Raw genomic sequence first — 16,075 nt, 5'->3', positions numbered from 1 at the left:
CCCCCTCACCACAAAGTGCTCCTCACCAACGCAATTCGATCATTAATTGGGAAGATGCCCCAACGGCAACGCCCCCGGCGTCTTCACCGTCTGAATCGCAAAATTGCTACGGATATCACTCACCCCCGGCAGCTTCAACAAACTCCCGGTCAGGAATCGCTCATACCCGCGCAGGTCCGGCACCACCACCTGCAGCAGAAAGTCAGATTCCCCCGACACCAGAAACGCCGAAATCACCTGGGGCAGCGCCGTCACCGCCAACCGAAACGCCTCCGCCTGTTCGTCGTTATGCCGCTCCACTTTCACCCCGACAAACACCGTCAGCCCCAGCCCAACCTCATCCCGGTCGAGGCTGGCCTGATAGCCGCGAATCACACCGGCTTCTTCCAACAGGCGCACCCGGCGCAAACAGGGTGACGCCGACAGGCCTATCTCATCCGCCAGTTGCACATTGCTCAGGCGGCCATCCCGTTGCAGGGCTTCAAGAATCTTGCGGTCAAACGCATCCAGTTTCAGATTTGGCATAAGTGAAGTGTTTCGCCCAACATAAGTGGCAGATTGTGCCAAGACTAGACGCTTTTCCGGCTGACTACGCAAGCACCTGCCCCGGCCTTCGCCCCTAAAATTGCCCTACGAATCACGTAACGCAAGGGGCAGGCACATGGCAGAACTCTGGTTGTTTTTAGTCGCGCTGGCGGTGGTGTACCTGTTGCCCGGCCCGGACATGATTTTGTTGCTGCAAACCGGCGCACGCCAAGGCAAGGCGATGGCACTGGCAACCGCAGCCGGTTTGGGCGTCGCCCGGGCTTGCCATGTGGCACTGGCTGGGATGGGCCTGGCGACGCTGTTCAAGGTCGCGCCCTGGACCTTCGACGTGGTGCGCCTGGGCGGTGCGGCGTATCTGCTGTGGATCGGCGTGCAGTGCCTGCGCGCCAACCTGCTGCCCAACCTGAACACCGAGGACGGCACCGCACCGGCCCACGCCTGGCGCGGAGCCTTCCAGCGCGGCCTGCTGACCAACCTGCTCAACCCCAAGGCGCTGCTGTTCTGCTCCGTATTGCTGCCGCAATTCATCGACCCACACGGCGCATCGGTGACGGCACAGTTCGCCCTGTTAGGCGCGATTCTGGTGGCGGTCGGCCTGGCTTTCGACAGTTGCTATGGATTGGCCGGTGCCAGAATCGGCCGCTGGCTGGAGCGTAGCCCATCCGCCCAGCGCCTTCAGCAATGGCTGTTTGGCAGCCTTTTGATCGGTTTTGCGATACGCCTCACCTTCGTACAGCAAGCCTGAGCTTTGCGGCGCATTTGCCGTCATCTTTTGTATCAAAGAGACGTGTAAGATACGCGACACATTGCCAGGGATGCTCACCATGTTTGATTCGTTAAAAGCGACCAGCCGCCGTTTTTTCGGGGCCTTGATCTCAGTGGTGAGTGTTCTGTTCAACGCCGTCCGATGGCTGGCGCGCAGCCTGTTCGGCCAGTGGCAGCCGCCGCGCTGGCTGCAAGCCACGGGGAACGGCCTGGTCAACGTCGGCCACAAGGCCCGGGCTTATCCGCGCCAGGCGGCCGGCGGAGTCCTGGCCCTGGTGTTGTTGGTGGCCGCAGGCTTTTATGGCTGGCACTGGTATTCCCACCTGCCGCAACCCCACACCGTGGGCTATTCGCTGCACAAGCCCAACCTGACGGATTACACCCAGCCGCAGCCGGTTGTGGATAACTTGCAGGTACGCTTCGCCGAATCCGTGGCACCGCTGGCGGCCATTGGCAAGCCGGTCACCGAAGGCATCACCCTCAAGCCTGCCATCGCCGGCGCCTGGCGCTGGGCGGATGACCGCAGCCTGGTGTTCACCCCGGAAAAAGACTGGCCCGTCGACGCCCACTACACCATCGACCTGGCCAAGAAGAACCTGTTGGCCGACGGCGTTCTGCTCAGCCAATACAGCAGCCAATTCTCCACCCAGCCGTTCCGCGCCACCTTGACGCAAAACGAGCTGTACCAGGACCCGAGCAACCCGACGCAGAAACAGCTGGTCGCAACCTTCCACTTTTCCCACCCGGTAGACGAAGACAGCGTACGCAAGCGCGCCTCGGTCACCCTGGGTAAAGGTTTGGCCTACCGCGACGCACAACTGCCCAACCGCCCGGAAATCACCTTCGACGAACACAAGCTCAACGCCTTTGTACGCTCGGCGGCCCTGGCCACGCCGCTGGAAAGCACCCCGGTCAGCGCCAAGCTCGATGAAGGCCTCAAGGCCCGCGACGGCGGCAATGCCAGCCCTGCGCCATTGGTGGCCGAAGTCACCGTGCCCGGCCGCTATCGCCTGACCTTTACCGGCGCCGAAGTCAGCTTTGTCGACAACGAGCGCGGCGAGCCCGAGCCGGTGCTGATGTTCAGCAGTTCCAGCGCCGTGGCCGACGAGACCATCGCCAACAAGGTGCAGGCCTGGATGCTGCCGGAAAAAGCCGAGGACGATACCCGGCCCTGGAACCTGCAAGATATCGACGACAAGCTGCTGGCCAGCAGCACCAAGGTCAAACTGACCCACGTGCCGAGCGTCGAACCGCTGAATACCCTGCACGCCTTCAAATTCAAGGCCCCGCCTGGCCGCGCCCTGTATGTGCGGGTACCGGCCAACCTGGAAGCCATCGGCGGCTACCTGGCGAAAAACCCGACAGCCTCCCTCGTGAGCATGCCGGCTTATCCGCGCACGTTGCAGTTCCTGTCCGACGGCGCCCTGCTCAGCCTCACCGGCGAAAAACGCCTGGGCTTCATGGCCCGTGGCGTGCCCGGCGCCCATGTGGAAATCGCCCGTCTGCTGCCCAACCAGTTGCAACACCTGGTGGACCAGAGCAGCGGCAGCTTTGCCCGACCGAATTTTGCCAATGACTACTTCGACCGGATGGTGGAGCGTCAGAGCCTGGACATTCCGTTGTCGGCTGGTGACCCGTCCAAAACTGTCTACGACAACGTCGACCTGAGCAACTACCTGACGGCCAACGGTGGCCGCCGAGGCATTTTCGTGCTCAAGCTCAGCCCGCAGGACGACCCGGCTGATCGCACCTTCGAGTACGAACGCAACACCACCAGCGACCTGCGTTTCATCGTGGTCACCGACCTGGGCATCATCGCCAAGCGCTCCAGCGATGGCAGCCACGACGTGTATGTACAGTCCATCGGCAACGGCTCGCCGGTGTCCGACGCCCAGGTCGATATCATCGGCCGCAACGGTTTGCCGGTCGCCAGCGGCCATACCGACGCCGAAGGCCATGCGCACTTTGCCAAGCTGGACGAACTGCGCCGCGAGAAAACCCCGCTGATGTATGTGGTCAGTCGCGGCAATGACCAATCCTTCCTGCCGATTGCCCGTCAGTCCCAGCAGCTGGATTTGTCGCGCTTTGATGTCGGCGGCCTGGAAGAAGACGGTGCGATCAATCGCCTCAGCGCCTACCTGTTTACCGACCGTGGCCTGTACCGACCCGGCGAAACCGCGCACCTGGGCATGATCGTGCGCAGCGGCGACTGGAAAGGCGCGCTGCAAGGCCTGCCGGTGGAACTGCAAATCACCGACCCTCGTGGGTTGGAGGTGATTCGCCAACCACTGAAGCTCTCCGCCAGCGGCTTTGAAACCTTTGATTTCCCGAGCAGCGAAGTGGCGCCTTCCGGCGACTACACCGCGACCCTGCAACTGATCGGCGAGAAGCAGCGACGCACTGACCTGGGCAGCGTCAGCTTCAAGGTCCGCGACTTTGAACCAGACCGCATGAAGGTCAGCCTGAGCCTGCACGACACGCCGGTGCCGGGCTGGATACCGCCGGACCAGGTGGTGGCCAAGGTCACCGCGATGCACTTGTTCGGCGCGCCGGCGGCGGGCCGTCGCGTCACGGCAAAAATGTCCCTGAGCCCGACGCTTGCGGCTTTTGATCGCTACCCGGATTACCGCTTCCGCCTGAATGACTCGCTGGAAGAAGCCAGTTCCGAAGACCTGGCCGAAACCACTGTCGACGACAATGGCCAGGCCGTTCTCGACCTGAACCTGCAACGCTTTGCCAACAGCACCTACCGCCTGCAAGTGATGACCCAGGTGTACGAAGCCGAAGGCGGTCGCAACGTCGCCGCACAAAGCGCGTTGCTGGTCTCGGCGGCGCCGTACCTGGTGGGTGTGAAGAGCAAGGATTCGCTGTCGTTCGTCGCCAAGGACGCCCCGCGTGAGGTGCAATGGCTGGCCGTCGCGCCAGACCTCACGCCGGTCGCAGTCGACGGCCTGACCAGTGAAGTGGTCGAACACCGCTACGTCTCGGTGCTGGTGAAGCAGTCCAACGGCACCTACAAATACGAGTCGCGGATCAAGAACATCAGCCAGCCGGCCTCGCCGCTGGTGATGACCAAGGACGGCGCCAAGCAAACCCTGAACACCGGCGCCCCGGGCGATTTCACCCTGCAACTGAAAGACGCCAACGGCAACCTGCTGAACCAGATCGACTACAGCGTGGCCGGCCGGGGCAATACCTCGCGCTCCCTGGAGCGCAATGCCGAGTTGCAACTGCGCCTGGATAAACGCAGCTACGCCACCGGTGATGAAATCGCCATCAGCATTCGCGCGCCGTATACCGGTGCAGGGTTGATCACCATCGAGCGGGACAAGGTCTACACCCAGCAGTGGTTCAAGGCCGACAGCACCAACAGCGTGCAACACATCCGCGTTCCTGCGGGGCTTGAGGGCAATGCCTACGTCAACGTGCAGTTCGTGCGGGACATCGGCTCGTCCGAGGTCTACATGAGCCCGCTGTCCTACGGCGTGGTGCCGTTCAGCATCAACCTGGACGCGCGGCGCATGGCGCTGAAAGTCGAAGGCCCGGCGAAGATCGAGCCGGGGCAGACCCTGGACATCAAGGTCAACGCCGACCGCCCTGGCCGCGCAGTGGTCTACGCGGTGGACGAAGGCATCCTGCAAGTGGCGCGCTACCAGACGCCGGACCCGCTGGGCTTCTTCTTCCAGAAGCGTGCGCTGGAGGTGGGTACCAGTCAGATCCTTGACCTGATCCTGCCGGAATTCAGCCGCCTGCTCAGTGGGGCAGCGCCCGGTGGCGATACCGAAGGCGCCCTGGCCAACCACCTCAACCCGTTCAAGCGTAAACATCAGCCGCCAGTGGCCTGGTGGTCTGGCCTGGTGGACTTGCCGGCCGGTGAAACCGTATTGCATTACCAGGTTCCGGACAGCTTCAACGGCAAGCTGCACCTGTTTGCGGTGGCCGTGGACAGCGACAGCGTAGGCGTCAGCGAGGCCAACACCGAAGTGCGCGGGCCGCTGGTGATCACCCCGAACGTGCCGGCTTTTGTCGCACCGGGAGATGTGTTCAGCGTCAGCGCCGGGGTGTTCAGCAACCTGGAAGCCGCAGCCGACGTGAAGTTTGAAGTGCAGACCAGCGATGGCTTGCAGGTGCAGGGCGACAAGGCCAGCACCCTGGCGCTGCAACCGCGCAAGGAAGGCGTCGCCGAGTTCAAGATCAAGGTCGGTGAAACCCTCGGCTCGGCAGACTTGCGCTTCGTCGCGGTGCTGCCGGATGGCAAGCGGATCCAGGTGGCGGAAACCACGTCGATCCGGCCATTGAGCGAGCATCGGGTGGCCCTGAGCCTGGGCCGTTTCGACAGCGCCAGCAAAGAAGTGAAGCCGACCCGCGAGTTGTTCGGCCAGTTGCGCGATGTGCAATTGGGCGTCGCCGCTTCTCCGCTGGTCTGGGCCAATGGCCTCAAGCATTACCTGGATGACTACGGCTACGCGTGCACCGAGCAATTGGTGTCCAAGGCGATGCCGGCGTTGATCTGGGGCGGTAATGCACCGGAGGCCGAGCAGGCCTTCAGCGGCGCGGTGCGCATGCTGCGTCAGCGGCAGAACCAGGCCGGTGGCTTCGGTTTGTGGGCGGCCAACCCGGACGTGGCGCCGTACGCCAGCCTGTACGCCACTGACTTCCTGATCGAAGCCCGGGAACGCGGGTTGCCGGTGCCGGAAGACTTGCTGCAACGTTCCAACGCGTACCTCACCGACCTGGCCAACGGCCCAAGCGAAGGCCTGTCGGAATTGCGCAACCGCGCCTACGCCAGTTACCTGTTGAGCCGTCAGGGGATTCTGGTGAGCGGCGCCTTGAGCGATATCCGCGAGCGCTACGAAAGCTACTTCAAAGACACCTGGCAGAACGACATTGGCGCTGCGTACCTGGCCGCCAGCTACAAGCTGCTCAAGCAGGATCGTCAGGCCGATGCGTTGTTCCGCAAGGTGCCATGGCTTTCCCTGTCGGATAAATGGGACAGCGACGGCCTGTATTACGACCCGCTGGTGCACGACGCCGAGCACCTGCACTTGCTCGCCCGGCACTTCCCCGAGTTGCTCGACGATGTGCCGGCCAGCCTGCTGGATAAACTCGGCAAGCGCCTCAACGAGCAACGCTACAACTCGCTGTCGGCGGCACTATTGCTGCGGGCCCTGGACAACTATGGCCAGCGCGCCCAAAGCGACATGACCCTCAAGGCCACCGCGTGGCTCAGCGACAAGCAGCAACAGTTGTTGCAGATGGCCGGCCAGCCGCCACGTGCAGCAGTGCCTGCCGGTACGCAAAAACTGCAGATGGAAAAATCCGATGGCCCGGCGGCGTTCTACATGCTGAGCGAAGCCGGCTATGACAAGGGCGCCAACCTCAAGCCGATCAACAACGGCCTGGAAGTCATCCACGAATACCTCGACCTCAAAGGCAACCCGGTCAGCAAGGTCGCGGTCGGTGATGAGTTCCTGGTGCGCCTGCGCTTGCGGGCCACCGACCGTGATCAGGTACAGCAAGTGGCCGTGGTCGACCTGCTGCCGGGCGGCGTCGAGCCTGTGTATAACTTGCCGCCGGAGCCGGAAGCGGCCAGCAGCGAGGAAAGCGAAGGTGACGATTCGGAGTACGTTGAAACCAGCGAAGACACCGAGGAAGCCGACGCCTGGCAAGCGCCGATCGGCGAGACCGACCTGAGCAACTGGCAGCCGGACTACGTCGACGTGCGTGATGACCGAGTGGTGTTGTACGGCACCGCCCTGCGGGATGTAGGCACCTTCGTGTACCGCGTGCGCGCCACCAACGCCGGTACCTTCAATACGCCACCGGCCTACGCCGAGGGCATGTACGAAACCACCCTGCAAGGACGCGGCAAAGTAGGCCAGCTTGAAATTACCAAGCCTTAAACGCCTGACGCCGCTGCTGGCAGCGGCGTTGATCCTGGCGGGGCTGCGATTGTGGCCCCATGCACCGCTGGAACAGGCCGCCACCTCCTCACGGGTGGTGCTGGCCGACGACGGTTCGCTGCTGCGTATGACCCTGGCGGCTGACGGGCAATATCGCTTGTGGCTACCCCTGGAGCGGATTTCTCCGTCACTGGTTGAAGCGCTGCTGCTCAAGGAGGACCGCAATTTCTACTGGCACCCGGGGATCAATCCCCCGGCCTTGCTGCGGGCGGCCATGGCCACCTACAGCGGCGGCCAGCGCCAGGGCGGCTCGACGTTGAGCATGCAACTGGCCAGGCGCCTGTGGGACCTCAACACCCGCCAGGTGCCCGGCAAGCTGGAGCAGATGGCCCTGGCGTTGTGGCTGGAGGCGCGTTATAGCAAGCACGACATTCTGGAGGCCTACCTCAACCTGGCGCCCATGGGCGGCAATATCGAAGGCGCCGAGGCGGCCAGCCGGATTTACTTTGGCAAGTCGGCGGCGCAATTGTCGTTGTCTGAAGCGCTGGCGCTGGCCGTGATTCCCCAACAGCCCGGTCGCCGCGCGCGCTTCGGTCCCTCGCTGCAAACCGCCCGGCAGCGGCTGATGGCTGACTGGCGGGAAACTTATCCACAGGACCCGCGTAACGACAGTTTGCTGGACCTGCCACTGGAAGCCCGCAATCGCCAGCAGATCCCGTTTCTGGCGCCGCACCTGAGCGAACAACTGCTGGCGTCGCAAACCGGCAATGAGCTGAACAGCACCCTGAACTTGCCGCTGCAACAATTGCTGGAGCGCCTGATCACCGGCTTTATCGCCGAGCGCCGCAGCAGCGGTGTGGAAAACGCCACGGCGATCCTGGTCGACAGCCGCGACCAAAGTGTAAAAGCCCTGGTGGGCTCGGCAGATTACTTATCCACAGGCATCCACGGCCAGGTCAACGGCGTGCTGTCGCGACGCTCGCCGGGCTCTACCCTCAAGCCATTCCTGTATGGGCTCGCGCTCGACCAAGGGGTGATCCACCCCATGAGCATCCTCAAGGACATGCCGAGTAATTTCGGCTACTTCCAGCCGGAAAACTTCGACGGCAGTTTTGTCGGCCCGGTGACAGCCCGCGATGCGTTGATCCGCAGCCGCAATATCCCGGCGGTGTGGCTGGCCAGTCAGACCCGGTCGCCGTCACTCTATGGATTGCTGCAACGCGCCGGCATCAAGGGCCTGCGCGGCGAAAGCCATTACGGCTTGGCGCTGGCCCTGGGCGGCGGCGAGATGACGCCCGAGGAACTGGCGCGGCTGTATGTGATGTTGGCGGGTGACGGGCATTTGCGTCCCCTGCGCTACTTGCAGGAGCAGCCGCAAACCACCGGCGCCCCGCTACTCACCCCGCAGGCCGCGTTTATGGTGCGCGACATGCTGCGGCGCAACCCGCGCCCGGACGGGTTGCCGGGACGCCACTGGCGCACGGCCTGGAAGACCGGCACCTCCTGGGGTTTTCACGATGCGTGGAGCGCCGGCCTCGTAGGCCCGTACGTACTGGTGGTGTGGGTAGGTAACTTTGACGGCCGTCCGAATCCGGAATTCATCGGCGCGAAAACCGCCGCACCGCTATTTTTCCGCATCGCCGACGCCCTGCCCCTGGCCTTGCCCAACGTGGTGATCAAACCCGACAAGCCACCCGCCGGGCTGATCCGCATCGATGTCTGCGCCGCTTCCGGCGAGTTGCCCAACCGCTGGTGCCCGCGCACCCGCAAGACCTGGTACATCCCCGGCGTATCACCGATTCGCGTGTCCAACCTGCACCGCCCGGTGCTGATCGACACCCGCACCGGCAAAGCCGCGTGCCCGCCGTTCGACCCGCAGTACACCCGTGAAGAAGTCTTCGAATTCTGGCCCAGCGATGTACAGCGGCTGTTCCGCGCCGCCGGACTGCCACGGCGCACGCCACCGAATGTGCAGAAAAGCTGCCAACCCAATCGAATCGGCGACCAGAGCGAAGCGCCGCAGATCCGTTCGCCGCTGACCCAGGTCAGCTACCACCTGCGCCTGTCACAGCCCCAGGAAAGTATTCCGCTGAACGCCAACGCGGCCAGTGATGCGCTGACGCTGTATTGGTTTGCCGACCAGACCCTGATCGGCCAGGGCCCGCCACAAACCACGCTGAACTGGCGGCCGGGTAAATCGGGGGAGTACCGGCTGCGGGTCACAGATGATCAGGGGCGCAGCGCCAGCCGGGGCTTGAAGGTGGAGTTCGTGCCGTGATCAGGCGTCTTCGTCGCCGAAACGGGCGGTGCCTGCGTCTTTTGTAAAATGCTTGTACGCCACCCCGAGCTTGCGTTGCTCAAAGATCGAGAACACCAGGGTGCCCAGCAGAATCATCATCCACACCAGGAAGACCTTCATGGTGTCCACCTGGGCCACCACCAGCAACAAGGTCACCACGCCGCCAATCACCATGCCCAAACCCATCCAGGCGCCCAGCACACGGCCTACCGCCAGGCGCATGCCCTTGGGCAGCAAGAGCCGCAGTGCAAGCAACACCACAAACATCGACAGCAAGAAGCCAAATGCGGCCATGAAAGGAATCACGAAGCCGTTGTCACGGTACAACCAGGCCAGAAAACGATAGGCCGGGTTCAGCGCTGCCATCTGCTGGTAGGTGGCGGGGCCCGGCAAATGCAGTTGGGCAAAATGTTCCGGGGTCATGGCCATGATGCCAACACCGATCAATCCCACCACTACCGCGTAGAAACCACCGGCGCGCCACAGCGGCGCCAGCACCCGGCGGTTTTCCACCTCCTTGGTCTCGGCCAGGCCGAACACCGCGTCCCGCTGCCTGCCCTGGGCAATCACCGTCTTGCCCTCACGCTCGCAGGCGTCGCCAATCAGCATCACCTGCATGTCCTGGGTGAGGAGCAGTTCGCCCTGGCGGCGGGAGCTGCTGATCCATTCATGGTCGTCAGGACACTTCTTGCCGAACAGGTCGATGCCTTCGGCAATCACCGTCACTTCACCGGTGGCGTCCTGCAGGCGGAAGTCATTGCAGCGGGCCTCGGCAGACACCTGGCTCCAGCTCCAATCGCCGTCCTTGTCTTTGGTGCCTTCCTCAATGATCCACACGTAGCCGGCACAGGGTTTGCCGTTGACCGGAGAGATCAGCGGCGTGTCGACGATCACCTTGCCGTTCACTTCCACCAGGCCCATGGCCAAAGAGCGTATCTGGCTGGTGGCCAGGCGCTGTTCGGTGCGATAGAAGTTGGGGCCAACGCTGGCCAGCAGGCCGATCAGGATGCAGACGGGAAAAAACAGCGCCACCAGGATCGTCGGCGCGTAAACCATCAGGCCGATGAAGCCGGCGAGAAAGACCAGTGCCACCAGGGTTTTCCACGCCGGCTTTTTCGCGACAACGCCCGCCTGAGTGGTTTTCATGCCCCCGGTACCTCAAGCTTCACACCCTCATAGCGGGTTTCTTCAGCGCTGATGGCCAGCAACGGGATGCGCTGGTAGCCGAGCATTTTTGCGAAGAACAGGTCGGGGAAAATCGCGATGGCGATGTTGTAGAGGTTGACCGACTCATTGAAGAACTCGCGGCGGTCGGCGATGCGCTCTTCCACCGCCGAGATCGCCTGCTGCAACTCGACCATATTGGGGCCGGAGATCAGCGTCGGATAATTCTCGGCCACCGCAATCACCGACTTGAGCGCCGTATTGAGCTGGTTGGAGGCGTCGACCTTATCGGTGAGGCTGCTGGCATTGAGGTACGCGGTACGGGCGTCGCTGAGGCGGGTGAACAATGCGTTCTCATGGTTCATCGCGGTTTGCACCACGCGCATCAGGTCGGGAATCTGGTCAGCCCGTTGCTTGAGCAGCACGTCGATGTTGGCGAAGGCTTTATCCACATCGTTGCGCCGCATCACCAGGCCGTTGTAGACCCCCACCAGCCGACCGACCAGGCCGACGACAATAATCAGCACGACGATACCGGCGATCAGCAGTTCTATGTTCATGGTGGCGGCATTCCCTGGCTAGTTATCCACAGGGGGCATTCTAGGGGTAAAGCGGGGGAATACTCGCGGAATTAGTCCACAGAAACGGCAAGAGCCGATGCCCGGTAGCCTGAAAAAGCAAAACCCCCGAAGAACGGGGGTTTGTTTTTAGAGAATTAAAACTGTCGCAGCGAGGTCCCATTTTTCGCGGTCTGTAGCCCTGGCGAGAGAAAACGCAAAACTGTCGCTACAGCCAAAATCGGTGCTGCGAGAGCAAGCTCTAGCGAATTAAATCTGTCGCAGCCAGCAATGACGCCACTTTGCAGCTGGTTGAGCTCGCCGTACTGACCAATAGGCGACTCTCGTACGCTCCCGACTATTCGCCAAGCCAATCTGGAGATGAATTGTTAAATGCATACAACGCCCCGCACAGCACACTGCCGATCGCGGCCATGGCGGGATCAAGCTCGGCGAAAAGCTCTCCGCGTTGCGCTCGGTTCATTGCTCAACTGCTGACTTCATGGGAGATCACGATCATTGAAGCTTCAGTTGGGGAGGTCTCTGAGCGCATTATGTTCAGTCTCGATGGTTTGGATTTAGCGTAGCGAAGCGGACGAAGACGACCAGCGCACTTCGTAGTACGCCTCCAGAGCTGGGAAGGTCAGGCAGACATCGATTCATAGAGCCCCATGATCAGCTTCTTGCGGCCGGTGGCCGTCACCGCTTCAACCAGCTTGACGTCTTCCCTGCCGTACATATATTGACTTAGGGGCGAAAGCGGGCAGCCCGAATAAAGCCTTTTGGAGTGGCTGGTGCTGTGCAGCTGTGGTAAATCATTCTCGGCCGTTTTTACTCAAACGGCCATCTCAGCAGCCAGCATCGTCAAAGCAGGAGAAAGCACATGGAAAGGAAAGCAGGACTTATCGATGCATTCGCTCCGCCGTACGAGGTTTGGACCAGGCGCAGGACCAGTATTGAGGAGGCAATGGACCTTGTTGAAAACAAGGGCGTGCACATCAGTCAGGCTACCGAGGTCAACGACAAGCTTGTTGAGTTGGTGTCGACCCCTATTCAAGCAGCTACCCGCATGCTGAAACAGGGCGCAGATACTGGGCTTGAGCGTCATGTTGAATACGCCCTGGATTCAAGTGCTCAGTACCAAGCTTTGCGGAACCTGATGCCAACGGACGAGCCCGAAGCACTTAGCTCATACCAAGGCTCCTTCACTGAACGCGATTGGGTCCCTGCTGACGAGGCGATTAAGGCTAACGGCGTTGAGATGGCAGACGGCCAGTTCTTGTTTCATGGGGGTGTTTGGTCGAGCGACAGTCAGACCCTCACTACGACGAGACCGTTTTCCACATCATTCTGCCCTCAGGTTGCTCTCAGAAATGCCGAATGGGATGGCAAGGCCTACGAATCGGGCCGGATCGATCTGATGGTGGTGCAAGTCACCCGGCCTCAGACCAAGGCTTATGCTTACAGTCGCGAGGGCGAGCATGGCCACGAAAAAGAAGTCGTCTTCGCAAGCGGAGCGAAGCTTCGTCGTGTACGCCAAGTCCAAGTTGGTGAAATGCGCGTTAGCGACTTCAGTACGGCCATGAATAAAAAGGTAGTGCCTACTTATTTGGTTGAGGTCGAACTCAGTTGACGCATGACGGGATTTATTGCAGAAGCACGCTGGCAGTGGAGCATACTATTCAAACCCAGATCCACCGTTCACATGGGAAAGAGACTTATTGCTACCACTACACGACCTGACTGACGCAGACTATTCGACCGTTTTCACTTTGGGTATGCCAACCGGGTATGGAGCTTTGATCAAGGCTACCACAGCTACTAACACCTTATGACCAATTACAGTGGGATCTTGAGCGAATACCATGAGGCACGCCGCAGACAGGCGGAGGATCGCGGGTATTACGAGTAACGATTTCGATTTCTTAAAATTAGGTTCGAATATGGATATTAATATTGGATGGTGGAACACTAGTCTTTCCCCTCCTATAACTAAGACAAAAAAAGATAAATTCGACAAAAAGGGATCAGGATTATACCTGCGCATAATTGAGCATTTAATAGCCACTGAAAACGTCGACCTGCTCGGCCTGTGCGAGGTAGATTTAATTGATATTGAGCAAATAAAACTTTATCTGATAGCTGCAAAGCTTGATCACTTCAAGGTAATTCCTCTCTATAACAAGACTGAAGCACGCATCGACGATTATTGCTTAATTATTAACTCAAAAAAAATTGAATACAAAGAAAAACTAGAACTCAAGTACTGCCGGGATGAGGTTGGCACCTATTACAAAATCGGAATTAGAGTAACCCTAGAAATCAACAACGATGAATTTTTTCTATTTTTATCTCACTGGCAAAGTCAGTTATCCATGAGAGCTAAGCATAGAAGAAAACTTGGTAGTCTGCTGCGCGTTGCACTTAACACAGTCTTTCAAGAAAAACAGTCTCCTCACATAATTTTGATGGGGGACTTCAATGACGAACCATTTGACGACTCAATCAACATGGAGCTTGTCTCTTCTCGTGATAAAAGCCTTGTGCGAGATCACCCTACAGTTCTTTACAATCCATTTTGGCGGACACTGGGGTCCCATTCTCCATACGATTATGAGAGCAAGGATACGTGGAACCGCGTTGGGGGTACTTGCTTGTACAAGGAAAAAAAAGAAATGACTTACTGGAAAACCTTTGATCAGATACTATTTTCCAGCGAATTCATCGGTAACAGAGGCTGGCATTTGATCGAATCTAAAACTAGAATCTGTTCTGAACCATCATTAGATGCTCGGTTCAAGGACTGGCGGAAAAGAGTTTCAGATCACTTCCCGGTTATCAGCCAAATCAGGAGGACCTAATGTCTAAGCTTGCAGAATCTTTAAAAAAAGGCATCCAAGCTGCCAAAAGTTATGACAAAAACCAACAACAAGTCCAAGATATATTCGACGAGCTTAATTTAGCGATTAAAAATTTTACAAAAAATAAAGTTCAAATAATCAAAGGCCCGAACAATCTTAAAGCCAAAGACCCCGCGAGCCTTATAAATCACACGAAGGATCATAAAGTTACCACGAGAAAAAATGGATCTATATTCTTATATTCATCTGACAGCAAAAAAATAGATCGAATCGCGGACTGGCATCAAACGGATTCTGATTTTTCGTTTTCTATTATTTACGATGATACACAGGTAATAATTGATTCTATCGATCAGCTAAAAGTAGCTCTTGGGGAACTACTTGAATCTCCAACTGTAGGGCTAACTCTGCTGAAGCACACTAAATCAAAAGCAAAATCTGCCCCAGTACGTACTTCCCGAGCAAATACCAAGCCTGTTAATCAAGCGTCGAAGCCAAAGGAACTTTCAGTTAAAGACAACATAAAATTTTCTGCCAAACCAGCAACTACGAAACCTTCTCAAAGGTTAGTCGACGCCAGTAAAAAAGGCAACATTCGAAAAAGATCAAATACTAAAAAATCTTATATTAAGAATTTTACTGTCAACAGTCCGTTTAATGGCTCATATAAGCTGGAATATGTAGGCTTGTCCCCTGCTGAAGAGATTATAGATGGGCGACGTGCAGAGGCTTAAACATTTGTAGAGTGCGATATACATGTTGTTGCAGCTCCGGGTAAGGGGTAACGAAGCTGAATGATTGGAGCTAAAAGTTAGTCCGAGGGTCTTCCATGATAGGCAGAAGTTGGTCTTCAGGAGCATCATCTTCCAGCTGGTCGCCCCATTCATCCTCACGATCGTGCCAGCCCCCTATGTCTACCATCAGGGAGTTGTCAACGAACTCTAGTCCGTTAGAGTCGGGGTTTGGCGTTTCGCAGGTTAATTCGCAAGTGAAATTGAACGATTCGTCCATTTCCGCTCCATCCCCATTTCGGAGATCAGAGTTCGAGCCCCACTGTAATGTCACGTCGAGCGTACCGCTTACCTTGAAATGAACCGCTTCTGAGGTAATGCGGGTGACCTCATGCGAGTCGACGTAAACATCTTCGAGGTAGTAGTGCGTGGCTAGCTCGTCTACAGCGTCAAGGCTTTCCCCTACAACCTGATGAACGGCAGCATCACTAATCGCCTCCGAGAGACGATCACCTACCGCCGCTCTGCATTCCTGAATGCAGGCCATCAGTCCCGCCACCGCTTCAATTGTTTCTTCCGCCAAGCGGTCAATATCGTCATCTTCCAACGTAAAGACTTGTGGCGTGATATGGACGTACTCGCTCAATCGGACCACAGCGTCTCGGAGGTCTTCGTACTCCCTGCTGAAGTCTAGCCCAAGCCTTTTCATCACATAATGGTTGGATAGCCCGCCCTGGGTTGCATATACGCATCGCTCAACCCTTGTGACCTGATGGACCACATTTTCCGGCTTCTTTTTCCACCATATGCACTTCTGAACCTCATCATCTGGGGCTAAGCGAGCAAGCGTGTGCCCCACCAGCTCGCGCATAGCGAAGGCGAAATTATGAAAACGCAGTTTGTTCCGGTGGTCTTCGAGATTAAACATCGCCGCTTCGTACAGGTCTCGCTCGAACCGAGAGTCACCTACCAGCTGCAAAATCCTTTCGTCCATCGCAGTTCCTCAAATCAACGATTTTGTTTGCCTCAGCAACCTATATGCGTCATCAACTGATCGGAGCATGACGGTGTGGAGCGTACCTTCATTGGGATGGTCGAGACTGGCGAGCCACTGATACGGCAAGTACTTGAGACCATACGACAGTCGCATGAAGCGGAGGGCGTTGGCCCCCCAGTACACGAAGTGGAGCGTCTTCGCTTATCTGGAAGCGTCTGGCTGGAAGCGAGCCGGTCGGGGCTAATGCCCATC

The 16,075-nt window shown here is 58.5% G+C and carries 10 protein-coding genes; 6 read left to right on the top strand and 4 right to left on the bottom strand.

Features of this window, described 5'->3' with window-relative positions:
• Nucleotides 1–42: 42 nt before the first annotated feature.
• Nucleotides 43–516 (bottom strand): Lrp/AsnC family transcriptional regulator, encoded by a 474-nt coding sequence (locus tag HKK54_RS10745; protein WP_029615789.1) that lies wholly within the window; start codon nucleotides 514–516, stop codon nucleotides 43–45.
• Nucleotides 517–661: 145 nt separating this feature from the next.
• Here HKK54_RS10745 and HKK54_RS10740 point away from each other — a divergent pair, with 145 nt between their 5' ends.
• The 3 genes from HKK54_RS10740 to pbpC all read left to right on the top strand — a co-directional run bounded on the left by HKK54_RS10740 (nucleotide 662) and on the right by pbpC (nucleotide 9,492).
• Nucleotides 662–1,291: a LysE family translocator gene (locus HKK54_RS10740; RefSeq protein ID WP_169386774.1), complete on the top strand. Its 630-nt coding sequence runs from the start codon at nucleotides 662–664 to the stop codon at nucleotides 1,289–1,291.
• A 79-nt stretch (nucleotides 1,292–1,370) separates the two neighbouring features.
• Complete coding sequence (locus HKK54_RS10735; protein WP_169386773.1) at nucleotides 1,371–7,214, top strand: alpha-2-macroglobulin; 5,844 nt, start codon at nucleotides 1,371–1,373, stop codon at nucleotides 7,212–7,214.
• Nucleotides 7,195–9,492 (top strand): penicillin-binding protein 1C, encoded by a 2,298-nt coding sequence (gene pbpC, locus HKK54_RS10730; RefSeq protein WP_169386772.1) that lies wholly within the window; start codon nucleotides 7,195–7,197, stop codon nucleotides 9,490–9,492. The genes HKK54_RS10735 and pbpC overlap by 20 nt, the downstream gene beginning before the upstream one ends.
• On the opposite strand, the gene HKK54_RS10725 is transcribed toward pbpC, so the two are convergent.
• On the bottom strand, nucleotides 9,493–10,659 hold the full coding sequence (locus HKK54_RS10725; protein ID WP_169386771.1) for a hypothetical protein: 1,167 nt from the start codon (nucleotides 10,657–10,659) through the stop codon (nucleotides 9,493–9,495).
• Nucleotides 10,656–11,237 (bottom strand): LemA family protein, encoded by a 582-nt coding sequence (locus tag HKK54_RS10720; RefSeq protein WP_169386770.1) that lies wholly within the window; start codon nucleotides 11,235–11,237, stop codon nucleotides 10,656–10,658. Before HKK54_RS10720 ends, HKK54_RS10725 begins: the two co-directional genes overlap by 4 nt.
• 880 nt (nucleotides 11,238–12,117) lie before the next feature.
• On the opposite strand from HKK54_RS10720, the gene HKK54_RS10715 reads away from it, so the two are divergent.
• The 3 genes from HKK54_RS10715 (at nucleotide 12,118) to HKK54_RS10705 (ending at nucleotide 14,829) form a co-directional block, all read left to right on the top strand.
• Nucleotides 12,118–12,867 carry a hypothetical protein gene (locus HKK54_RS10715; RefSeq protein WP_169386769.1) on the top strand — a complete coding sequence of 250 codons (750 nt, stop codon included), beginning with the start codon at nucleotides 12,118–12,120 and terminating at the stop codon, nucleotides 12,865–12,867.
• A 310-nt stretch (nucleotides 12,868–13,177) separates the two neighbouring features.
• Entirely contained in the window at nucleotides 13,178–14,095 is a 918-nt protein-coding gene (locus tag HKK54_RS10710) for an endonuclease/exonuclease/phosphatase family protein (protein WP_169386768.1), read from the top strand.
• Nucleotides 14,095–14,829, top strand: a complete 735-nt coding sequence (locus tag HKK54_RS10705) for a hypothetical protein (RefSeq protein ID WP_169386767.1) — start codon at nucleotides 14,095–14,097, stop codon at nucleotides 14,827–14,829. The genes HKK54_RS10710 and HKK54_RS10705 overlap by 1 nt, the downstream gene beginning before the upstream one ends.
• A gap of 70 nt (nucleotides 14,830–14,899) precedes the next feature.
• Here HKK54_RS10705 and HKK54_RS10700 read toward each other — a convergent pair whose 3' ends face one another.
• Complete coding sequence (locus HKK54_RS10700; protein ID WP_169386766.1) at nucleotides 14,900–15,820, bottom strand: hypothetical protein; 921 nt, start codon at nucleotides 15,818–15,820, stop codon at nucleotides 14,900–14,902.
• Nucleotides 15,821–16,075: the final 255 nt, after the last annotated feature.

The sequence above is a fragment of the Pseudomonas sp. ADAK13 genome (assembly GCF_012935715.1).
Classification (GTDB): Bacteria; Pseudomonadota; Gammaproteobacteria; order Pseudomonadales; family Pseudomonadaceae; genus Aquipseudomonas.
Note: the sequence above shows the minus strand (reverse complement) of the source record. Positions and strands in the feature narration are given on the sequence as shown.